Origin of the sequence: Bacillus sp. es.036 (assembly GCF_002563635.1) — a bacterium.
In the GTDB taxonomy this organism is placed as follows: Bacteria; Bacillota; Bacilli; order Bacillales; family Guptibacillaceae; genus Guptibacillus.
This window is the reverse complement of sequence record NZ_PDIZ01000001.1, coordinates 2861591-2881287: the sequence shown is the minus strand read 5'-3', so window position 1 is coordinate 2881287 and position 19697 is coordinate 2861591. Positions and strand designations below refer to the sequence as shown.

At 41.9% G+C, this 19697-nt stretch carries 20 protein-coding genes, 1 tRNA gene and 1 other RNA gene; 16 read left to right on the top strand and 6 right to left on the bottom strand.

The features are described from left to right. Nucleotides 1-168: 168 nt before the first annotated feature. A tRNA-Arg gene (locus tag ATG70_RS14710) sits at nucleotides 169-247 on the top strand. 160 nt (nucleotides 248-407) lie between these two features. Here ATG70_RS14710 and ATG70_RS14705 read toward each other — a convergent pair. Next, nucleotides 408-683, bottom strand: coding sequence for a hypothetical protein (locus ATG70_RS14705; RefSeq protein WP_098445021.1), 276 nt, complete (start codon nucleotides 681-683; stop codon nucleotides 408-410). A gap of 190 nt (nucleotides 684-873) precedes the next feature. Here ATG70_RS14705 and rpoN point away from each other — a divergent pair, with 190 nt between their 5' ends. The 13 genes from rpoN (at nucleotide 874) to ssrA (ending at nucleotide 14732) form a co-directional block, all read left to right on the top strand. Beyond that, nucleotides 874-2169 (top strand): RNA polymerase factor sigma-54, encoded by a 1296-nt coding sequence (gene rpoN, locus ATG70_RS14700; RefSeq protein ID WP_098445020.1) that lies wholly within the window; start codon nucleotides 874-876, stop codon nucleotides 2167-2169. Between the two features lie 84 nt (nucleotides 2170-2253). After that, nucleotides 2254-2490 (top strand): glutaredoxin family protein, encoded by a 237-nt coding sequence (locus ATG70_RS14695; RefSeq protein WP_098445019.1) that lies wholly within the window; start codon nucleotides 2254-2256, stop codon nucleotides 2488-2490. A gap of 150 nt (nucleotides 2491-2640) precedes the next feature. After that, nucleotides 2641-3672 carry a sugar-binding transcriptional regulator gene (locus ATG70_RS14690; protein ID WP_098445838.1) on the top strand — a complete coding sequence of 344 codons (1032 nt, stop codon included), beginning with the start codon at nucleotides 2641-2643 and terminating at the stop codon, nucleotides 3670-3672. 47 nt (nucleotides 3673-3719) lie between these two features. Next, a complete protein-coding gene (gene gap, locus ATG70_RS14685; RefSeq protein WP_098445018.1) occupies nucleotides 3720-4727 on the top strand; it encodes a type I glyceraldehyde-3-phosphate dehydrogenase in 1008 nt (335 codons plus the stop codon). A gap of 125 nt (nucleotides 4728-4852) precedes the next feature. After that, nucleotides 4853-6037, top strand: a complete 1185-nt coding sequence (locus ATG70_RS14680; RefSeq protein ID WP_098445017.1) for a phosphoglycerate kinase — start codon at nucleotides 4853-4855, stop codon at nucleotides 6035-6037. Between the two features lie 41 nt (nucleotides 6038-6078). Then, nucleotides 6079-6840, top strand: coding sequence for a triose-phosphate isomerase (gene tpiA, locus ATG70_RS14675; RefSeq protein WP_098445016.1), 762 nt, complete (start codon nucleotides 6079-6081; stop codon nucleotides 6838-6840). Further along, entirely contained in the window at nucleotides 6833-8365 is a 1533-nt protein-coding gene (gene gpmI / locus ATG70_RS14670) for a 2,3-bisphosphoglycerate-independent phosphoglycerate mutase (protein WP_098445015.1), read from the top strand. Before tpiA ends, gpmI begins: the two co-directional genes overlap by 8 nt. A 26-nt stretch (nucleotides 8366-8391) precedes the next feature. Beyond that, nucleotides 8392-9681 (top strand): phosphopyruvate hydratase, encoded by a 1290-nt coding sequence (gene eno, locus ATG70_RS14665; protein WP_098445014.1) that lies wholly within the window; start codon nucleotides 8392-8394, stop codon nucleotides 9679-9681. Between the two features lie 366 nt (nucleotides 9682-10047). Further along, complete coding sequence (gene secG, locus ATG70_RS14660) at nucleotides 10048-10278, top strand: preprotein translocase subunit SecG (RefSeq protein ID WP_098445013.1); 231 nt, start codon at nucleotides 10048-10050, stop codon at nucleotides 10276-10278. 319 nt (nucleotides 10279-10597) lie between these two features. Beyond that, on the top strand, nucleotides 10598-11344 hold the full coding sequence (locus ATG70_RS14655; protein WP_098445012.1) for an alpha/beta hydrolase: 747 nt from the start codon (nucleotides 10598-10600) through the stop codon (nucleotides 11342-11344). 38 nt (nucleotides 11345-11382) lie between these two features. Next, complete coding sequence (gene rnr / locus ATG70_RS14650; RefSeq protein WP_098445011.1) at nucleotides 11383-13710, top strand: ribonuclease R; 2328 nt, start codon at nucleotides 11383-11385, stop codon at nucleotides 13708-13710. Between the two features lie 94 nt (nucleotides 13711-13804). After that, entirely contained in the window at nucleotides 13805-14272 is a 468-nt protein-coding gene (smpB, locus tag ATG70_RS14645) for an SsrA-binding protein SmpB (protein ID WP_048311765.1), read from the top strand. A 101-nt stretch (nucleotides 14273-14373) separates the two neighbouring features. Then, nucleotides 14374-14732, top strand: a transfer-messenger RNA (tmRNA) gene (gene ssrA / locus ATG70_RS14640). A gap of 86 nt (nucleotides 14733-14818) precedes the next feature. Here ssrA and ATG70_RS14635 read toward each other — a convergent pair. The 3 genes from ATG70_RS14635 to ATG70_RS14625 are packed head-to-tail and all read right to left on the bottom strand — an operon-like array spanning nucleotide 14819 to nucleotide 16731. Continuing rightward, a complete protein-coding gene (locus tag ATG70_RS14635; RefSeq protein ID WP_098445010.1) occupies nucleotides 14819-15316 on the bottom strand; it encodes a DUF4188 domain-containing protein in 498 nt (165 codons plus the stop codon). A 4-nt stretch (nucleotides 15317-15320) separates the two neighbouring features. Then, on the bottom strand, nucleotides 15321-15836 hold the full coding sequence (locus tag ATG70_RS14630; protein ID WP_142329586.1) for a PadR family transcriptional regulator: 516 nt from the start codon (nucleotides 15834-15836) through the stop codon (nucleotides 15321-15323). Between the two features lie 16 nt (nucleotides 15837-15852). Further along, complete coding sequence (locus ATG70_RS14625) at nucleotides 15853-16731, bottom strand: LysR family transcriptional regulator (protein WP_098445008.1); 879 nt, start codon at nucleotides 16729-16731, stop codon at nucleotides 15853-15855. Nucleotides 16732-16915: 184 nt separating this feature from the next. Between ATG70_RS14625 and ATG70_RS14620 the strand changes: the two genes are divergently transcribed. After that, complete coding sequence (locus ATG70_RS14620; protein WP_098445837.1) at nucleotides 16916-17359, top strand: DJ-1/PfpI family protein; 444 nt, start codon at nucleotides 16916-16918, stop codon at nucleotides 17357-17359. Nucleotides 17360-17399: 40 nt separating this feature from the next. On the opposite strand, the gene ATG70_RS14615 is transcribed toward ATG70_RS14620, so the two are convergent. Both ATG70_RS14615 and ATG70_RS14610 read right to left on the bottom strand, forming a co-directional pair. After that, nucleotides 17400-17942, bottom strand: a complete 543-nt coding sequence (locus tag ATG70_RS14615; RefSeq protein ID WP_098445007.1) for a DUF6944 family repetitive protein — start codon at nucleotides 17940-17942, stop codon at nucleotides 17400-17402. A 77-nt stretch (nucleotides 17943-18019) separates the two neighbouring features. Next, on the bottom strand, nucleotides 18020-19222 hold the full coding sequence (locus ATG70_RS14610; protein ID WP_098445006.1) for an MFS transporter: 1203 nt from the start codon (nucleotides 19220-19222) through the stop codon (nucleotides 18020-18022). A 162-nt stretch (nucleotides 19223-19384) separates the two neighbouring features. Here ATG70_RS14610 and ATG70_RS14605 point away from each other — a divergent pair, with 162 nt between their 5' ends. Continuing rightward, entirely contained in the window at nucleotides 19385-19543 is a 159-nt protein-coding gene (locus tag ATG70_RS14605; RefSeq protein ID WP_098445005.1) for a DUF1540 domain-containing protein, read from the top strand. Nucleotides 19544-19697 lie beyond the last annotated feature (154 nt).

Below are 19697 nucleotides of genomic sequence, written 5' to 3'. Positions count from 1 at the left end.
CACCGCCTAACAGAACATGTGTTTGGTTTTACTTTACTATGAGTTAATTGAGCCGTCAAGAGCTTAAGACTTAAGTAACGAAGTCATTCAAATGAAAGAGCGGCACGGAGAAAATCACCTTGCAAAAAAATAGGCGATCCCGTATAATAATCTTTGCGCTAATAAAGCGCGCCCGTAGCTCAGTCGGATAGAGCGGTGGTTTCCGGTACCGCGTCAGTCGGGGGTTCGAATCCCTCCGGGCGCACCATATACATAATTCCAATCCCTTTCGCTGATGCGAGAGGGATTTTTTATGTAGGGTAGCCAAATTTCACGATAACGATATCGGTTGTTGATTGATTTCTTAAATAAGAACAAAGAAAAAAAGAGTAGAACTCGTCCACTCTTTCTGCTATCCGTCGTGCCTTCTAACAATCACGATCATCATCATGTCTTTTGCTGCCTGCTCCACTCATCGTGTGTTTAAAGCCTGAGTGCATACCTGTAGCGCATAGTCCGAGCCATAATCCGATAAAGAAGGCTTTTTTGAAATCTTCCGGTTCGACGTAAATATGACTCATCACAATTCCGATGACGATTGAAAGGATGGGTAAAAATCTTACCGGAAAACCAAACACCTTGAAGAGATGTACTACTCCAATGATGACTGGAAGCAAAGCAATTCCATATACTGCTAAATCCATGGTATTTGCCTCCTTTTTTCTCTCTATAACACAGTTTATGTTGAAATTTGACTGAGGGACGGGCGATTTCATCAATTTTATTAAAAATGGTGTCAAAAACCGTCTTTAAAAAACAGAAAATTCTGCTCATTTTCGTTTTTTCATACCATAAAATGAAACGATATAGTATGATGAAGGTGGAGGGATTGCGATGGAATTAGGATTGATACAAAAGCAGACAACGAAACTAGTCATGACAACCCAGTTGCATCAAGCGATTTCTATACTCCAATATTCTACGGCTGAATTACTGGAGTACGTGAAAGAACAGGCTCTTGAAAATCCACTTATTGAATTACAGTCACCATCATGGGACGGAGGTGTTCGTTCTTCAAAACGTTCCTACGAGAATGGGACTAGACAAGATCCGCTGGAATATGCGGAAACAAGAAGGAGTCTGCACGATGAACTTCACGAGCAGACGAGGTGTATAAACCTTCCCAAAAAAATAACCGGCATTGTCCATTATTTAATTGATAGCATCGATGAAAGTGGCTACTTACGAATCAATGAAACAGAAGTGATGAGTTATTTAGACTGTGACGAATTTGAATTAACTGAAGCGATTCGACAGGTTCAGTTACTCGACCCCTCAGGTATAGGGGCTCGCTCTTTATCGGAATGTCTTTCTTTACAGCTAAATCAGGAGGGGGAGGTCTTTGAACTTGCTCGATTGCTCGTATCTGATCATTTGAAAGCGTTAGCAGAAAAGAAATATCGTGAGCTTTCGAAGCAGTATCACGTACCTGTCGAACAAATTCAACAGGCAGCAGATTTGGTAGCAGACCTTGACCCCCGTCCAGGAACGAAGTGGTTTACTGAGAAAACAACATACATCGTACCAGATGTTATGATCCAAGAGAAAAATGGACGATTTACTGTTACATTGCTTGATGATGATTTGCCGGCAATGAAAGTGAGCAACACGTATCGTTCATTTAAACATAACGAAGCGGCTGACTATTTGAAAGACAAATACCAGCAAGTCAGCTGGTTAATGAAAAGCATTGAACAAAGGAAGCAGACGTTAAGGGCAATTATGGGCGTTGTGATCGTCCATCAACAAGGATTTTTAAGAAATGGCATGAGTGACCTTGTACCGATCACATTGAAAGAAGTAGCTAATGAAGCTCATGTTCATGAATCGACAGTAAGTCGGGCCATTAAAAGTAAATATGTTCAAACACCACATGGTTTGTACCCACTAAAAGATTTGTTCACTTCAAAGCTAGCGAGTGAATCTGGGGAAGGGGCTTCTTCTTCCAGTGTTAAGCTCTTTATTAAAGAACTTGTGGAGAATGAGAATAAACTCAAACCGTTATCAGACCAAAAAATTGTAGAAGCTCTTCATATCCAGCGTGGAATTGAAGTATCAAGACGAACAATTGCAAAATATCGAGACGAATTAAAGATCTTAAGTTCATCAAAGCGAAAGCGATTTACGTAACAGCTGCCGGGAAGGTGGCTCTTTTTTTGCGTTTGAATACCTTGTTAAGTAAACTAGGAAATTGAAAGAAGGGAGGTTTAATTGATGAGTAAATCGGTTACTTTATATTCGAAGGCGGCATGTCCACTTTGTGATGAAGCAGCTTATCTTCTTGAAGAGTTACAGGAGGAAGTTACGTTCTCAGTACAAACGGTTGATATTTATAGCGATGAGGCGCTCTTGGAAAAGTTTATGCTTATGATTCCAGTTGTCGAAATCGAAGGTGAAATCGTTGATTATGGTCGAATTTCAAAAAAAACAATAAGAAAACGCTTACTTTAAAATTTTCAGTATAACATAGTTGCCCATGCTTTTGGCAACTGCTACAATGAAAATTGTAAGAAGTTCTTTTTGATCCAGGTGGGACTGAAAATGTCTAAGCGGGACATATTACGTCTCAGGAAAAAAGAAGAACAGCAGGGGAGACGAATTATGCGCTCATTATTGTCACTTCAACAAAAATTATTGCCGGACATGCTAGAAGTTATGAATAAGCGCTATCGGGTATTGAGACAATTAAGACTTATGCAGCCTATTGGACGTAGAAGTCTTGCGAACAGTTTGGATATCACCGAGCGGGTTCTGAGAAGCGAAGTAACGTTCTTGAAAGATCAGGGGCTACTACATATGTCGATACAAGGTATGCACCTGACAGAAGAGGGTGAACAGCTTTTGTTGGAACTTGAACCGGTTATGAATGAAGTGTCCGGTCTCGATAACCTTGAAAAGCGTCTGAAAGATAAGCTTGGCATACCGGAAGTATTTATTGTCCCTGGTGATAGTGATGATACACCCTGGGTAAAAAAAGAAATGGGTCGAGCCGCTGTGGGACGCTTGAAAAAGTTTCAGCTAAAAGATAGAGTAATTGCTGTAACGGGCGGTACCACGCTCGCAGGTGTAGCCGATATGATGATTCCTTCTTCAGAAATGGAAGGAACGCTGTTTGTCCCAGCCCGAGGAGGTCTTGGTGAACAGGTAGAAAATCAGGCGAACACGATTTGTGCGAAGATGGCAAGAAAAGCCCATACTGACTATCGTTTACTACATGTTCCAGATCAGTTGAGTGAAGAAGCATACCAATCTCTTATCGAAGAACCGGGCGTCAAAGATATCCTTGAGATTATTAAGTCAGCCGGTATTGTGGTTCATGGGATTGGGGAAGCTAGAACGATGGCACAGAGACGTAAGTCGACGCTTGATGTTGTTGAAAAAATCGAGCGCGAACATGCTGTTGCTGAAGCGTTTGGGTATTACTTCAATCAGTCAGGAGAAGTCGTTCACAAAGTGAAGACGATCGGACTGCAACTCGAAGATTTAGAGCGTAGTGAATTAGTCATTGCGGTAGCCGGCGGCCGTTCGAAAGCAAAAGCCATCGCAGCTTATCTAAAGACAGGGATTCAAAGTATTCTTGTTACAGATGAAGGTGCCGCTAAAGCGTTATTAGAGGGAGATTCCCTTTATTAAATAAAACACACCTCGGGAAACGAGGAAATTCAAGGAGGAACTACACAATGGCAACAAAAGTAGGTATTAACGGTTTTGGACGTATTGGACGTAACGTATTCCGTGCAGCATTAAACAACCCTGGTGTTGATATTGTAGCTGTAAACGATCTTACAGATGCAAACATGCTTGCACATCTTCTTAAATACGATTCCGTACATGGAGAACTTAATGTAGAAGTTGAAGTTAACGGCGAGAATCTTGTTGTTAACGGAACTGAAATCAAAGTTCTTTCTGAGCGCGACCCAGCACAACTTGGATGGGGAGATCTTGGTGTTGAAGTGGTAATCGAATCCACTGGCCGTTTCACAAACCGTGACGATGCTGCGAAGCACCTTGAAGCAGGAGCTAAGAAAGTTGTCATCTCCGCACCAGCTAAAGACGAAGACATTACAGTTGTTCTAGGTGTTAACGAAGACAAGTACGATGCAGCTAGCCATCACGTTATCTCTAACGCATCTTGTACGACAAACTGTCTTGCACCAGTAGCTAAAGTATTGAACGACAAGTTCGGTATTAAGCGTGGTCTTATGACAACAACTCACTCATATACAAACGATCAGCAAATTCTTGATCTTCCACACAAAGACTACCGTCGTGCTCGTGCAGCAGCTGAAAACATCATTCCAACATCTACAGGCGCTGCTAAAGCAGTATCTCTTGTACTTCCAGAGCTTGATGGTAAGTTGAATGGTATGGCTATGCGTGTACCTACACCAAACGTATCAATCGTTGACCTTGTAGCTGAACTTGATCAAGACGTTTCAGTTGATGAAGTAAACGCTGCTCTTAAAGAAGCTGCTGAAGGCGATCTTAAAGGATACCTTGGTTACAGCGACGAGCCACTAGTATCAAAAGACTACAACGGTAACCCGAACTCTTCAATCGTAGATGGTCTTTCTACAATGGGTATCGATGGAAACATGGTTAAAGTTATCTCTTGGTATGACAACGAGTGGGGCTATTCTAACCGCGTAGTAGATCTAGTCGACTACATCGCTGCAAAAGGGCTATAATAAGAATTGTTAATAGAGGAGGAGGAAGTCTTGGGCCTTCCTCCTTTTCCATTGTCATTACTAACGATATAGCTTTATTTAAAAGGTGAACCTTTTAAAACTTTGTGCAGAGGAGGACGTGCGTGATGAACAAAAAATCAATTCGTGACGTTGAGTTAAAAGGCAAAAAGGTATTCTGCCGCGTGGATTTCAATGTACCTATGGAAGATGGTAAGGTAACAGATGAAACGCGTATTAAAGCAGCACTTCCTACGATCAAGCATTTGTCTGATCAGGGAGCGAAAGTCATTCTTGCAAGCCACCTTGGACGTCCAAAAGGTGAAGCTGTTGATGAGCTACGTCTTGATCCGGTTGCAGACCGTTTAAGCGACCTCATTGGCAAAACCGTTACAAAAACAGATGCAGTGTATGGTGAAGAAGTTGACCGTGCGATTGCAGGTCTAGAAGATGGCGACCTTCTTCTTATTGAGAATGTTCGTTTTGAGGCTGGAGAAGAGAAGAATGATGAAGACCTTGCGAAGAAATTTGCTGCAATGGCAGATCTTTACGTAAATGATGCTTTTGGCGCAGCACACCGTGCTCACGCTTCAACAGAAGGTATCGCTCATCATATTCCTGCTGTAGCTGGTTTTCTTATGGAGAAAGAACTTGAAGTTCTTGGAAGTGCTCTAACAGAACCTTCCCGTCCATTCACAGCTATTGTTGGTGGAGCAAAAGTAAAAGATAAAATCGGTGTGATTGATCACCTACTTGATAAAGTAGATAACTTGATCATCGGTGGCGGTCTTGCTTATACATTTGTAAAAGCACTTGGACATGAAGTTGGTTTGTCTCTTCTTGAGGAAGATAAAATCGATCTAGCGAAATCATTCATGGATAAAGCAAAAGAAAAAGGCGTTAATTTCTATATGCCAGAAGACGTTGTGATTGGTGATGATTTCTCAAATGATGCAAACACGAAAGTGGTAAGCATTGAAGAAATTCCATCCGATTGGGAAGCACTTGATATCGGACCGAAAACGAGAGAAACGTACAGCAAAGTGATCGCTGACTCTAAACTCGTTATCTGGAACGGACCAATGGGTGTATTTGAACTAGACGTTTATGCTAATGGTACGAAAGCAGTAGCTGAAGCACTTGCGAACGCAGAAGATACGTATTCAGTTATTGGTGGCGGTGACTCTGCAGCAGCGGTTGAGAAATTTGGCTATGCTGATCAAATGAGCCACATCTCTACTGGTGGCGGTGCTTCTCTTGAGTTCATGGAAGGTAAAGAACTTCCGGGTGTTGTCGCACTTAACGACAAATAAAATACTTATGTTTTTAATCTTATAAAGGATGGTGAGTGAACATGCGCAAACCAATCATCGCAGGTAACTGGAAGATGAACAAAACACTTACGGAAACAAAAAGCTTTGTTGACGAAGTGAAAGGACTTATTCCTGATGGCAATCGCGTAGATTCCGTTGTCTGTGCTCCTGCTCTTTTCCTTGATTATTTAACGGATGAGCTAGAAGGTACAGCACTTCAAGTTGGTGCTCAAAATATGCACTTTGAAGAAAACGGCGCGTTTACAGGTGAAATTAGCCCTGTAGCACTTAACGACCTTGGAGTAGGCTATGTCATTCTTGGTCACTCTGAACGTCGTGAGCTATTTGGTGAAACGGATGAGATTGTAAATCAAAAAACTCATGCAGCGTTCAAACATAACCTAACGCCAATCATCTGTGTCGGTGAAACGCTTGAACAGCGTGAAAGCGACGTAACAGAAGATATTGTAAAAGCACAAGTCCAAAAAGCAATTGCTGGTTTAACAAATGAACAGGTAGCTCAATCTGTTATCGCATATGAGCCAATCTGGGCAATTGGAACTGGTAAAACAGCAACAAGCGATCAAGCAAATGATGTATGTGCATTTATCCGCGGCGTCCTTAAAGACGAAACGACTGACGAAACAGCTAATGCGGTCCGTATCCAATATGGCGGCAGTGTTAAACCTGGTAACATTGACGAGCTTATGGGTAAATCCGACATTGATGGAGCTTTAGTCGGCGGCGCTAGCCTTGATGCGAAATCTTTCCTACAGCTTTTGGAGGCTGGTCAGAATGCCTAAAAAGCCAGAAGCTTTAATCATCTTAGATGGCTTTGGTCTTCGAGATGAGGAAAAAGGAAATGCCGTAGCACATGCAAATAAACCGAATTTTGATCGTTACTGGAACAACTACCCACATGCTACCCTACAAGCGAGTGGAAAAGCAGTTGGTCTTCCAGACGGGCAAATGGGGAACTCTGAAGTAGGCCACTTGAATATCGGTGCAGGACGCATCGTGTATCAAAGCTTAACAAGAGTTAATCTTGCAATTGAAGAAGGTGACTTCTTTGAAAATGAAACATTTCTAGAGGCAATTGACCACGTGAAGAAAAAAGGAACAAGCCTACACTTGTTTGGACTTCTTTCTGACGGTGGAATTCATAGCCACATTAAACATCTTTTCGCTCTTCTTGAACTTGCTGCAAAGCAAGGCCTTGAAGATGTGTACGTTCACGGTTTCCTTGATGGTCGTGATGTTGGCCAGCAATCTGCGAAAACCTACATTCAGCAGTTAGAGGATAAGATGGAAGAAGTCGGAGTTGGTCGCCTTGCGACGCTCTCAGGCCGCTATTATTCCATGGACCGCGATAAGCGTTGGGATCGCGTTGAGAAGTCTTACCGTGCCCTGGCATACGGTGAAGGTCCTTCTTACAAAGACCCATACGAGCTAGTTGATGATAATTACAAAAATGAAATCTATGATGAGTTCGTTCTTCCTTCAGTTATGACAGAAGAAGACGGTTCACCGATTGCGACGGTTGATGATGAAGATGCAGTTATCTTCTTTAACTTCCGTCCTGACCGAGCAATCCAGATTTCACAAGTCTTTACAAATGATGATTTCCGCGGTTTCGATCGTGGAGAAGAACGTCCTAAAAATCTTCACTTTGTCTCACTTACTCGTTTTAGTGAAACAGTTGGAGGCGACGTTGCTTTCAAACCAACAAACCTTGATAACACGCTTGGTGAAGTACTCGCTCAGCAGGATTACAAGCAGCTGCGTATTGCTGAGACAGAGAAATACCCACACGTTACGTTCTTCTTTAGCGGTGGACGCGAAGAAGAGTTTCCTGGGGAAGAACGCATTCTTATCGACTCTCCGAAAGTTGCAACCTATGACTTGCAGCCGGAGATGAGTGCCTATGAAGTGACGGACGCGTTACTGAAAGAACTCGATGCCGATAAGCACGACGCGATAATCTTAAACTTTGCGAACCCTGACATGGTTGGGCATTCCGGAATGCTTGAGCCAACAGTCAAAGCCATTGAGGCCGTTGACGAATGTCTTGGTAAGATCGTTGATAAAATTACTGAAAAAGGCGGACATGCCATCATTACCGCTGACCACGGAAATTCGGATGAAGTCACAACGCTTGATGGCGATGCGATGACGGCTCATACGACGAACCCAGTACCTGTTATCGTAACAAAAGAAGGTGCAGAGCTTCGTACAGATGGAATTCTTGCGGACCTTTCACCAACGCTTCTCGATTTGCTTGGCGGCAAGCAACCGAAAGAAATGACAGGAAAATCATTAATTAAATAACTTACATTTAAAGGAGATGACACGTTATGCCAATCATTACTGACGTTTATGCACGCGAGGTCCTTGACTCCCGCGGCAATCCAACAGTTGAAGTAGAAGTATTTACAGATGCAGGTGTTAAAGCACGTGCAATGGTACCATCTGGTGCATCCACTGGTGAATACGAAGCAGTAGAGCTTCGTGACGGTGACAAAGATCGCTATCTTGGCAAAGGCGTTGAAAAAGCAGTAGCTAACATCAACGAAACAATTGCTCCAGAACTAGTAGGTATGAGTGTTTATGACCAGCTTGGAATTGATCATATGATGATCGACCTTGATGGTACTGACAACAAAGGCAAGCTTGGTGCTAACGCTATTCTTGGTGTATCTATGGCTGTTGCCCGCGCTGCTGCTGAAGAACTTGAACTTCCACTTTACGTATACCTTGGTGGATTTAACGCAAAAACTCTTCCAACACCAATGATGAACATTCTTAATGGTGGAGAGCACGCTGATAACAACGTAGACATTCAAGAATTTATGGTAATGCCTGTTGGTGCACCTTCTTTCAAAGAAGCACTACGCACTGGCGCTGAAATTTTCCACAGCCTTAAAGGCGTTCTAAAAGAAAAAGGTCTTAACACTTCTGTTGGTGACGAAGGTGGATTCGCTCCTAACCTTGGTTCAAACGAAGAAGCAATTCAAACGATTATTGAAGCAATCGAAAAAGCTGGATACAAGCCTGGCGAAGAAGTTATGATCGCACTTGACGTAGCATCTTCTGAAATCTACAGTGACGGTAAATACAACCTTGCTGGTGAAGGCGTAGTGAAGACTTCTGAAGAGATGATCGAATTCTACAGCCAGCTATGTGAAAAATACCCAATCATCTCAATTGAAGATGGTCTTGACGAAAACGACTGGGAAGGTTGGGAGAAACTTACCCAAGCTCTTGGTGAGAAAGTTCAGCTTGTTGGTGACGATCTTTTCGTTACAAACACAAACAAACTTTCTGAAGGAATTGAGCGTAGCGTAGGTAACTCAATCCTAATCAAAGTGAACCAAATTGGTACACTAACTGAAACATTTGATGCTGTTGAAATGGCGAAGCGCGCTGGTTACACAGCTGTTATCTCTCACCGTTCTGGTGAAACAGAAGATACAACAATCGCTGACATCGCTGTTGCGACTAATGCTGGACAAATTAAAACAGGCGCACCGTCTCGTACGGATCGCGTTGCTAAATACAACCAACTTCTTCGTATCGAAGATGAGCTTGAGCACCTTGCAATCTACGGTGGACGTAAGAGCTTCTATAACTTAGATAAAAAGTAAGTTTTGATGACCCCCGCGTGAAAACGCGGGGGCTTTTTTAATTCTATTACTAAATTATTTATGGATTTTTTTTCTAAAGACCGGCTGTTTTAAAGGTGGATTGTACTAAGATCCACACTTCATAGTTGATTGGAGCGGGAGGAGGCTCACCGCCCGCGCCGCGGAAAGCGAGTATCCTGGAGCGGAAATCAGCCACCACTCTTATCGCAACAATGTCTACGAAAACAGCCGATACCGTTTAAAAAGTGTTAACACTTGTTAAGATAATAATGAGAATGTCGAGTATTACCGAAATAGATTGCTTTTATTGAAAAATTTATGGTAAATTTATAGTATTGGAAAGGCTATAGTCCGGGAGGTGGAATCATGCATCTTGCAGCTACAATTGCATTAGTTATCGTTTCAATCTTACTTATTACTGTTGTATTGCTTCAGTCAGGTAAAAGCGCTGGTTTATCAGGAGCCATTACGGGTGGAGCTGAACAATTATTCGGTAAGCAGAAAGCCCGCGGTTTTGAAGCGGTTTTAAATAAAGTAACGGTAGTACTTGCCGTATTGTTCTTTGTTCTTTCAATTCTCGTTGCGTATCTCGTGTAACGTGATCAAGAAAGCAGCAGGTGTTGAGTCACTTGCTGCTTTTTTTATTGTACTTTAAGGATATTTAACCTTTTTAAAGGACTAAAGTATAAGAAAAACGATGGCTTCCGCTAGTACTTGGCGGCAAGCTTTTCTAAGAAGAAGTGAAAAGGAAGTTTTTTGTCGAATGGAAGAGGGAAATAAGCTAAAAGAACGAATTCCTTTTGCCTTCCGCTCGAAACAGGTAAAATGCAGTTAAAGACCTCAATGAACAGGATAATTCGTTTTTTGCAGGTCAAACTAACTGGTAGTTGATTTAGATTTAGAGGAGGATCACATCATGAAAGTAGTAGCACCAAAGCCATTTACATTCGAGGGAGGCAATCGCGCGGTATTAATGTTGCATGGTTTTACAGGAAATTCAGCAGATGTACGAATGATGGGACGTTACTTGCAGGAAAGAGGCTATACGTGTCATGCGCCACAATATGAAGGACATGGCGTTCCGCCTGAGGAGCTTGTACATACTGGGCCAAAAGATTGGTGGAAAAACGTCACTGAAGGGTATGAAAAGCTTAAAAGCATGGGTCATGACGAAATTGCAGTAGTCGGCTTATCACTTGGAGGCGTATTTTCATTAAAGCTCGGTTATACTGTTCCTGTAAAGGGAATCGTGCCCATGTGCGCCCCAATGGATATGAAAGATGAAGAAACGATGTATCAGGGCGTCCTTTCCTATGCGAAGGAATACAAGAAATTTGAGCGGAAATCACCTGAACAAATTGAAGAGGAAATGGAAGCCTTTAAAGAAACACCGATGAATACACTTGGTGAACTTCGCGATTTGATCTATGATGTGCGTGATAACGTGGATATGATTTATGCTCCTACATTTGTTGCACAAGCGAGACATGATGAAATGATTAATACAGAAAGTGCCAACGTCATTCACGATAACATTGAATCTGATGAGAAAAGTTTGAAATGGTACGAAAACTCAACGCATGCGATTACGCTAGGCAAGGAAAAAGACGAGCTTCATAAAGACGTTCATGCTTTTCTTGATAGCCTTGACTGGTCAGAATAAACAAAGAACTTATTTAAGTAGAAGGAAGGTGGAAGACAATGGCAGAAGAACATGAACAAAAAATATTGAGCTTCATGAAGGACGAAGCGTACAAACCGCTTACCGTTCAGGAGCTTGAAGAAGTATTTGGTGTGAAAGATTCCAGTGAATTTAAGGAGTTTGTGAAAACGTTAAACAGCATGGAAGATGAAGGATTAATCGTTCGCACAAGAAGCAATCGCTATGGTATTCCTGAGAAAATGAACCTTGTACGCGGAAAGTTACAAGTACACGCAAAAGGATTTGCTTTCCTTATTTCGGATAGTGATACGGGCGAGAAAGATGTCTACATCAATCAGGGTGATCTAGAAGGAGCAATGAACGGAGATCGCGTCATTGTAAGACTGCACCAAAAATCATCTGGCACTCGTCCAGAAGGTACCGTTATCCGTATCATTGAGCGTGGTGTAAAACGCACAGTTGGTACATATTCTGATAGCAAGCACTTTGGATTTGTGATTGCCGACGATAAGAGAATTCCACACGATATTTTCATTCCAAAAGGAGCTACTGCCGGTGCCGTTGACGGCCATAAAGTCGTAGTTGAAATTACGAAGTATCCTGAAGGGCGTATGAGTGCGGAAGGACGCATCACTGAAATTTTAGGTCATAAAAACGATCCAGGCGTCGATATTCTGTCGATCATTTATAAGCATGAGCTTCCAGGCGAGTTTCCTGACGCTGCAATGGAGCAAGCTCATAAAACACCGGATCAAATCGACGAGAAAGAAATTGAAGGAAGACGTGACCTTCGTGAAGAGACCATTGTCACGATTGATGGGGCAGACGCGAAGGATCTAGATGACGCAGTTAATGTTGTCAAACTTCCGAATGGAAACTATAAGCTCGGTGTTCACATCGCAGACGTAACGTATTATGTGACGGAAAACTCTCCGATTGATCAAGAAGCGCTTGATCGTGGGACGAGTGTGTATCTTGTCGACCGAGTGATTCCGATGATTCCACACCGTTTATCAAACGGAATTTGTAGTTTGAATCCTCAAGTGGATCGATTAACGATTTCTTGTGAGATGGAAATTACTACACAGGGTGAAGTGGTAAACCATGAGATTTTCCCAAGTGTGATTCGTACAAATGAGCGTATGACGTATACAGATGTACGCAAAATTCTTCAGCGTGAAGACGATGAAGTGCTAGAACGTTACAAATCTCTCGTACCATTCTTCGATAGCATGGGTGAATTGGCTGAAATTTTAAGAAAAGGTCGTTTCGAACGAGGTGCTATTGACTTTGATTTTGCAGAAGCAAAAGTACTTGTTGATGATGAAGGGACGCCGCAAGAGATCGTGCAACGAGAACGCTCAGTAGCTGAACGCTTAATTGAAGAATTTATGCTTGTCGCAAACGAAACCGTTGCGCAGCATTTTCACTTTATGGAAGTACCGTTCATGTACCGTATTCACGAAGATCCGGATGCAGATAAATTAAATACGTTCTTCGAATTTATTACGAACTTTGGTTACGTTGTACGCGGGAATGCGAACACGGTACACCCTCGTGCGCTACAAAAGCTTCTTGAAGAAGTAAAGGGAGAGCCAGAAGAAGCGGTCATTAGTAAGGTGATGCTTCGTTCGATGCAACAGGCAAAGTACTTCCCTGAAAGTCTCGGTCACTTCGGCTTATCGACAGACTTCTATACGCACTTTACGTCACCAATTCGTCGTTATCCTGACTTAATCGTGCACCGTTTGATCCGTACGTATCTATTTGAGAAAAAAGTTGATAACCAAACAACTTCCAAATGGAGCGAAGCGCTTGGTGAAATCGCTCAGCACGCTTCTGCGATGGAACGCCGTGCGGTTGACGCTGAACGTGAAACCGATGACCTGAAAAAAGCTGAGTTTATGAAAGATAAAATCGGGGAAGAGTTCGAAGGTGTGATTAGTGGTGTAACGAACTTCGGTTTGTTTGTTGAATTGCCGAACACGATCGAAGGTCTCGTTCACGTTAGTTATTTAACCGATGACTACTACCACTACGACGAAGGTGCTTACGCGATGATTGGTGAACGTACTGGTAACGTCTATCGTATCGGTGATGAAATCGCCATTCGCGTCTTGAATGTTAATATTGATGAACGTTCGATCGACTTTGAAATTGTTGGCATGAAACCGCCAAAAGAACGTCGCAGAAGAGAAAGTCCGAAAGTCATTGAAGGCGGCAAGCGAAAAAAACGCGGGAAGTCATCTAACAAAACAACGGATGCTGGACAGAAAAAGCGCAAGTTTTCGCCGCCAAAAGATGGTCAGGGAACAAAAAAGAAACCGAAAAACAAAAAGAAAAAACGTCGCAATAACAATTCGTAATTTGCGTTACTAATCATTTGGTCAGAGTAAGTCACCTTGACTTATTCTGACCAAATTGATATACTGGAGTTCGACGTTTGAGAGGGGGACGGTCATGCCAAAAGGTGATGGTGGACTCATTGCACAAAATAAGAAAGCAAGACACGATTATTCCGTTATTGAGACATATGAAGCAGGACTAGTTCTACAAGGAACTGAAATCAAATCCATCAGGGCAAGACGCGTAAACCTGAAAGACTCTCACGCCATTATTCGTAAGGGAGAAATCTTTCTTCTGAATATGCACATTAATGAATATGAGCAGGGGAATCGTTTTAACCACGATCCAACCCGTACTCGTAAGCTATTGATGAAGCGGAAAGAGATTGATAAGCTCATTGGCCTAACGAAAGAACAGGGCTATACGGTAATTCCACTGAAAGTCTATATCAAGAATGGCTATGCGAAAGTACTTCTAGGCCTTGCTAAGGGTAAGAAGAAGTATGATAAGCGCCAAGATCTCAAAGATAAGACGATGAAACGTGAAGTGGACAAAGCATTGAAAGAACGTCAGCGGATATAGTTTCCATTTGAATGGAAGCTGATCTATGTTATAATTAAAATTACCGAAACAACATATTAAGCTTAACTGCTTACCCGTTTTCGGTTCTCATTTTCTTACATGGGGACGTTACGGATTCGACAGGGGTAGGTCGAGCTTAAGTCGCGAGTCGAGTTGGCGAGCTACGTTAAAAACGCCATGCCTATAACTGGCAAAGAAAACAACAACTTCGCACTAGCAGCGTAAGCTGTTTTGCGGTTCCTCCCTCCATCGCCCATGTGGTAGGGTAAGGGACTCAACTTAAGTGGGATACGCCAACAATCCACCGTCTGAGGAAAGTTGGAAGAGATTAATCAGACTAGCTACAAGGAAGCCTGTCGTTGGGCTGAATTGTAGTGAAACACTAATATAACGACTACACTCGTAGAAGCTTAAGTGCCGATACTTCTGGACGTGGGTTCGACTCCCACCGTCTCCACCAAATACATATTTGGTGGTTTTTTATTTGCAAAAAAATCATCTCATGAAAGAGGCCCGGAACGTGAATTTTCACGATCCGGGCTTTTTTTAGTGTTCGTTCATCTTTTCGGTATGCTTTCCATGAAGACGTTTATTAAAAGAATCAGCTTGAGGAGTAACCTCAATATTTCCGAGCGCCTTCCCTAATCCAAAAACGGGCATATTGCCATAGAGACTTTCGTAGTGAGAGCTCGAAAGGACGTATGTTTCATGGTAGATGCCGACAGCACGATTGTTTCCGATCTTTTGATTAAATTTTTTCCACGCTTTTAGATGGGCTTTACCATGAGCATATTGACGAAGATCTTCTGCTGAACGCCAGTATTGAAGGAGTAGCGTTGTCCGAAAGCTAAAGAAGTTTTCCATAGAGAGACATCCTAACTTTTTATTGATACTAAGCTCACGAATCATGCCAGGCATCGCTAGAAAGACAGGAAGCCATTTGTGCACAGCCCACCATTGGTTGATTCGCATCCCAATGAGAAATACAACAACGTCCTGTCCTTTATCTACCGTGTAGCGTCCGGGAAAAACTTGATTCGCCATATTCCTATTCCCTCCTTAGAGTTAGTTTCAGTTTGGCTTCGTTAGCCCATTCACTAGCTGCTTGCGTTGTTCGTTTCCCATAATCTAATGTTAAAAGCCAGAATTTCGCATCGTCTTGATCGCCATACGTTCCTCGTATCATTTCTTCAATCGCCTGATAAGTATTCAAACGTTCCTGGAGTTTTGATTGGTAGTGATCCAATTGTTTTAAAGTTTTTTGGTTACTCTGATGATGGCTGAAAAAAAGTTTAAGCAACAACTCATTCTTTTCTACTCCAATTTCCTTAATGGGGCTTTCCATCCAATCGTAAAGGACCTGCCAACCTAAAGAGGTTAATTCATATTTCTTTTTATCAGGCTTTCCAGACTCACTCTGCTCCTGAACCGTAATCAGTTTTTCCTCGAGTAGGCTTTTTAGCGTAGGGTAAATTTGCCCGTAACTGATCTTCCAGAAATGATTTAAACTTTCGTCCATCATAAGGACGGCTTGTTTTGTTAAACATTTTAATGTTACTTTCACCTCGAGATTAAGCTAATTAAATTGCAGACTTAATGTAGTTAATAAACGCACGGGAAGCATAAGAAATGTATTTTTCTTTTCTTAAAATAATGCCAAGGTCCCATGGGATCTCAGGATTCACCAGTGGAATGGAGATCACGTTGTTCTGGTTGATTTTAGTAAGAATCGATTTTGGGAAAAAGGTGACGCCGAGATTGTGACTAACCATATCGCTAATAAAGTCCCACTGAGAGCTCACGTAAGAAATGTGCGGTTCAAATCCAGCCTGACGACACTGTTCAATCATTTGGTCATGTAACATAAAGTCTTCACTAAATAGGATGATCTGCTCATTTCGTAACTCACTAATTGAGACCGAATTTTTTTCTGCGAATGGATGTGAACTGTGCACAAACAGCATTAATTCTTCCTTTTTGAAAGGGAGAGTTTCGAATTTTGTTTCATCGACAGGCAAAAGTCCAACTGCAAAATCCAATTCACCGTCGAGAATTTTTTGTTGCGCAATGTTGGCTCCATGCTCCATTAGTTCGATCGTAATATCAGGATAGAGTTCTTGGAACCCTTTTAAGATACTAGGAAAGTAGAGGGCGCCGATGAGTGGCGGGAGGCCGACTTTGATGTGTCCTTTCTTTAAATTCATCATGTCATATAAGTGAGAAGAAAGATCGTCGACCATATTTAATATTTTCTCACCCTGCAAATATACGATTTTTCCTGCATCGGTTAGTTCACTCGATCGTGCCGAGCGATCGAGTAGTTCAACATCTAACTCAGCTTCTAAACTTTTCACCATTTTACTTAACGTTGGCTGTGAGATGTAGAGGGAGTGTGAGGCTTTCGTGAAGCTTTTTTGCTTGGCGACTTCAACGAAATAGGCTAATTGCTTAATGTCCATATGAAAGCTCCTGTCTCTATTCCCATCAGAATGGGAAATGCATTATGATTTATTGTAGTCGCAAGTCATCCACGAATTCAACCATAGACGGAAATTCTAGACGTATTTTTTGAGAGATCTGTTAGAGATGTAAAAAAGAGGGGTAATGAAAAAGGGAATCAAAATTCTTATGGAGGTGCTCGTTTTGAGTAAAAACGTATTAATCATTTCCGGTGATGCTGTTGAAGCACTTGAGATTTTCTACCCTTACTATCGTTGTCTTGAGGAAGGATTTAACGTCACGATCGCATCCCCGACCGCTAAGAAACTACAAACGGTATGCCACGACTTTACAGATGAAATGGAAACATTTGTTGAGAAGCAAGCCTACGGAATTGAATCACATACTTCGTTTGCAGAAATTAAACCGGTAGGTGCGATTTGTCATGCGGCACAGGTTCTTAATGTGGTTCCTGATATGATGAAAGATCGCGAGTATACCGCTTATCCAGCTTGTAAACCCGATGTAACCGCATGTGGGGCTACATACATTGATGAAAAGGTCCATACAGCTGATAACCTCGTCTCAGGACAGGCGTGGCCTGACTTACCAGGATTTATGAAAGAATTTCTCCGTTTATTAAAATAATGACACGCGAACCCCCTGATTGTCCGATCAGGGGGGTTCTTTAAGAAGAGGGATATTTCGTTTGACCAATAGCTGAAATAACAGAACCAACCGCCTGAATCCAGCTTCCTACGACATTAATATTTGTTGCTTCTTCATTCTTAAGCTCTTTAATTCCTGAAATCGCTTGAAGTGAATTACCGACCGCCTGAAGGAAGTTCCCATAAATGCTATACAACGCTGAAGCCGAGACTTCTCCGTCTAATGCATCTGCAAGAGATACCCCTCCACCAAGAGCTTGAAGCCAGTTTCCGTCAATATCTAAAATTTGTTTCACTTTATCATCAAAGTCGATCAAAATTCCAGTTACGACTGTGGAGTTTCCGATTGCCTGAAGTTGATTCCCTAATTTATCCAGTGAGGGCGGATTAATGGTATCAGCGATAAGAGCGTTTCCTGTTCCCTGCATCACATTTCCAATAAGATTTAAACTATCAAGTATTGAGGAGGGGATTTCTTTAATAGGTGTACTACCAATAGCGGCTAAGATCGTTCCAATCGCTTGAATCCAAGAGCCAAATACACCTTTTACTTCATTATCCATGATGTATCGCCTTCTTCAAAAGTCGTCCTACCGTATTCTATACAAAAAAGAAAAATACGTTAATGCAACGACCGTGGTTATGAACGCACATCCATGTTTACAGACGTAGAATTGCTCTGACGATATTTCAGGAAAAAGATACTTGTTATTGTAATCGACATAATGCCAAAAATGACAGACATCATTTGAAGACCGATCAGGTCTAACATTAACCCTGTTAAAAGCAGTACAATTTGAAAAATGATCCGATCCAGCATATTTCGAAATGAAAAAAATCGTCCGTGAAATTCTTTTGGTACTCTTGTTTGAAAAATGGTAGCGGCCGTTGGGAAAAAACAGCCAACTGAGAAACCGAATACAACAAAGGCAATGACCGATAGAACAGGACTGTTTGCAAAAAAGAGCAATAGCTGGGAAAGTCCGATAATAAAGGAAAATAAAAATAAAATGGTGTAAGGCGATTGTTTTCTTGAAATTCTCTTAACAGCCAAAGCCCCGACCATAAACGAAAGCCCTTCAGCTGTATAAATCCAGCTTTTAATGAGCGAATTGTCTTGAAGCTCACTGATACTAATCACAAGCAAATTAAATCCACCGATAAATAAGAGTGGAACTAACGTCATAATCAGTGTCATCATCACAATTGGTAGCTCTTTTATTATTGGAAACAAAAGCGTAAAGCTACTTTCTGCTTTTGAACGCTTCGTTTCAGAAACGTCATTTTCTTCAATAGTAAGGAAGAATGTAAATATGACAAGAAGAAGATATGCCCCTAAAGAAAGAAGATACATCGTTGATAGTGACATGATCACTAGGAAGATTCCTGCAATGGCGGTGCCAAGTACTCTAGATAACGTGGCTACATTCATATGAATCCCATTCATTTGCAGAAGCTCTTTTTCCTTTACGACGAGAGGAATAGCAGCCTGTAGAGCAGGAAAGTAAAAAGCAGCAGCCGATTGAATGAGAATCAGAAAAATAACCATCCAGAGTACAGAGCCAGTTTGAATAGCGAGCAGCATGAAAATGACGCTAATCGCTCTGGCAAGTCCAGCAACGATCATCACGGTTTTCTTCTTCATCTGATCTGTCACGCGTCCAGCATACGGACCAATCGCAACCCCGGCAAGGAGTCCAATCGCCAGAATAACGGCTTTCATAAAATCAGATGGTACTTTTTCCTGCATAAATTCTAAGTTGCCAATAATCCCGAGCCATAAACCTAACCCGGCCACGAACTCACCCGTTAGTAAAATCCACACATTTTTATTTTGCCACATCATGCCGACCTCAATTTTTCTTGTTTTTTATCATCATACCATGAGTTTGCGGTTGGAAATTACGAATCTCGAAAGAACTTTTTATGAAAAAAGAGATATCTCTTTTTCACCGGTATGTCAGCCCCCCTTTCTGTTCATGCTAGAAAGAAGGAGGTGAAGGGAATGGCATTAGATGTGTTGTGCGAAGTCGCAAACTGCGTTCACAATCGTAATGGAAAAAGCTGTGGAGCAGACGAAATCTATGTTGTCAGTCATCAGGGGAATAAAGCACGTAATAGTGAAGAAACTGATTGTAAAACATTTGAGCCTGGTACCCTTTAAACTCTTCCAAGCGTTACGATAAAAAATGAAGCCGTCCTCCTCAGAGGGCGGCTTCTCATTGTTTTTGAAGCTATGGTCCTTATAGGAAGATAGCGTTCGCGAAAAGTTTACAATTAAATTCAGATAATTGTTTGCGTTAAAGTGCGAAAACTAG

What these genes read in the sequence shown, in the direction of transcription:
- ATG70_RS14705 (WP_098445021.1), bottom strand. Translation starts at nt 683, where the DNA reads ATGGATTTAGCAGTATATGGAATTGCTTTGCTTCCAGTCATCATTGGA.
- rpoN (WP_098445020.1), top strand. Translation starts at nt 874, where the DNA reads ATGGAATTAGGATTGATACAAAAGCAGACAACGAAACTAGTCATGACA.
- ATG70_RS14695 (WP_098445019.1), top strand. Translation starts at nt 2,254, where the DNA reads ATGAGTAAATCGGTTACTTTATATTCGAAGGCGGCATGTCCACTTTGT.
- ATG70_RS14690 (WP_098445838.1), top strand. Translation starts at nt 2,641, where the DNA reads ATGCGCTCATTATTGTCACTTCAACAAAAATTATTGCCGGACATGCTA.
- gap (WP_098445018.1), top strand. Translation starts at nt 3,720, where the DNA reads ATGGCAACAAAAGTAGGTATTAACGGTTTTGGACGTATTGGACGTAAC.
- ATG70_RS14680 (WP_098445017.1), top strand. Translation starts at nt 4,853, where the DNA reads ATGAACAAAAAATCAATTCGTGACGTTGAGTTAAAAGGCAAAAAGGTA.
- tpiA (WP_098445016.1), top strand. Translation starts at nt 6,079, where the DNA reads ATGCGCAAACCAATCATCGCAGGTAACTGGAAGATGAACAAAACACTT.
- gpmI (WP_098445015.1), top strand. Translation starts at nt 6,833, where the DNA reads ATGCCTAAAAAGCCAGAAGCTTTAATCATCTTAGATGGCTTTGGTCTT.
- eno (WP_098445014.1), top strand. Translation starts at nt 8,392, where the DNA reads ATGCCAATCATTACTGACGTTTATGCACGCGAGGTCCTTGACTCCCGC.
- secG (WP_098445013.1), top strand. Translation starts at nt 10,048, where the DNA reads ATGCATCTTGCAGCTACAATTGCATTAGTTATCGTTTCAATCTTACTT.
- ATG70_RS14655 (WP_098445012.1), top strand. Translation starts at nt 10,598, where the DNA reads ATGAAAGTAGTAGCACCAAAGCCATTTACATTCGAGGGAGGCAATCGC.
- rnr (WP_098445011.1), top strand. Translation starts at nt 11,383, where the DNA reads ATGGCAGAAGAACATGAACAAAAAATATTGAGCTTCATGAAGGACGAA.
- smpB (WP_048311765.1), top strand. Translation starts at nt 13,805, where the DNA reads ATGCCAAAAGGTGATGGTGGACTCATTGCACAAAATAAGAAAGCAAGA.
- ATG70_RS14635 (WP_098445010.1), bottom strand. Translation starts at nt 15,316, where the DNA reads ATGGCGAATCAAGTTTTTCCCGGACGCTACACGGTAGATAAAGGACAG.
- ATG70_RS14625 (WP_098445008.1), bottom strand. Translation starts at nt 16,731, where the DNA reads ATGGACATTAAGCAATTAGCCTATTTCGTTGAAGTCGCCAAGCAAAAA.
- ATG70_RS14615 (WP_098445007.1), bottom strand. Translation starts at nt 17,942, where the DNA reads ATGGATAATGAAGTAAAAGGTGTATTTGGCTCTTGGATTCAAGCGATT.
- ATG70_RS14610 (WP_098445006.1), bottom strand. Translation starts at nt 19,222, where the DNA reads ATGTGGCAAAATAAAAATGTGTGGATTTTACTAACGGGTGAGTTCGTG.
- ATG70_RS14605 (WP_098445005.1), top strand. Translation starts at nt 19,385, where the DNA reads ATGGCATTAGATGTGTTGTGCGAAGTCGCAAACTGCGTTCACAATCGT.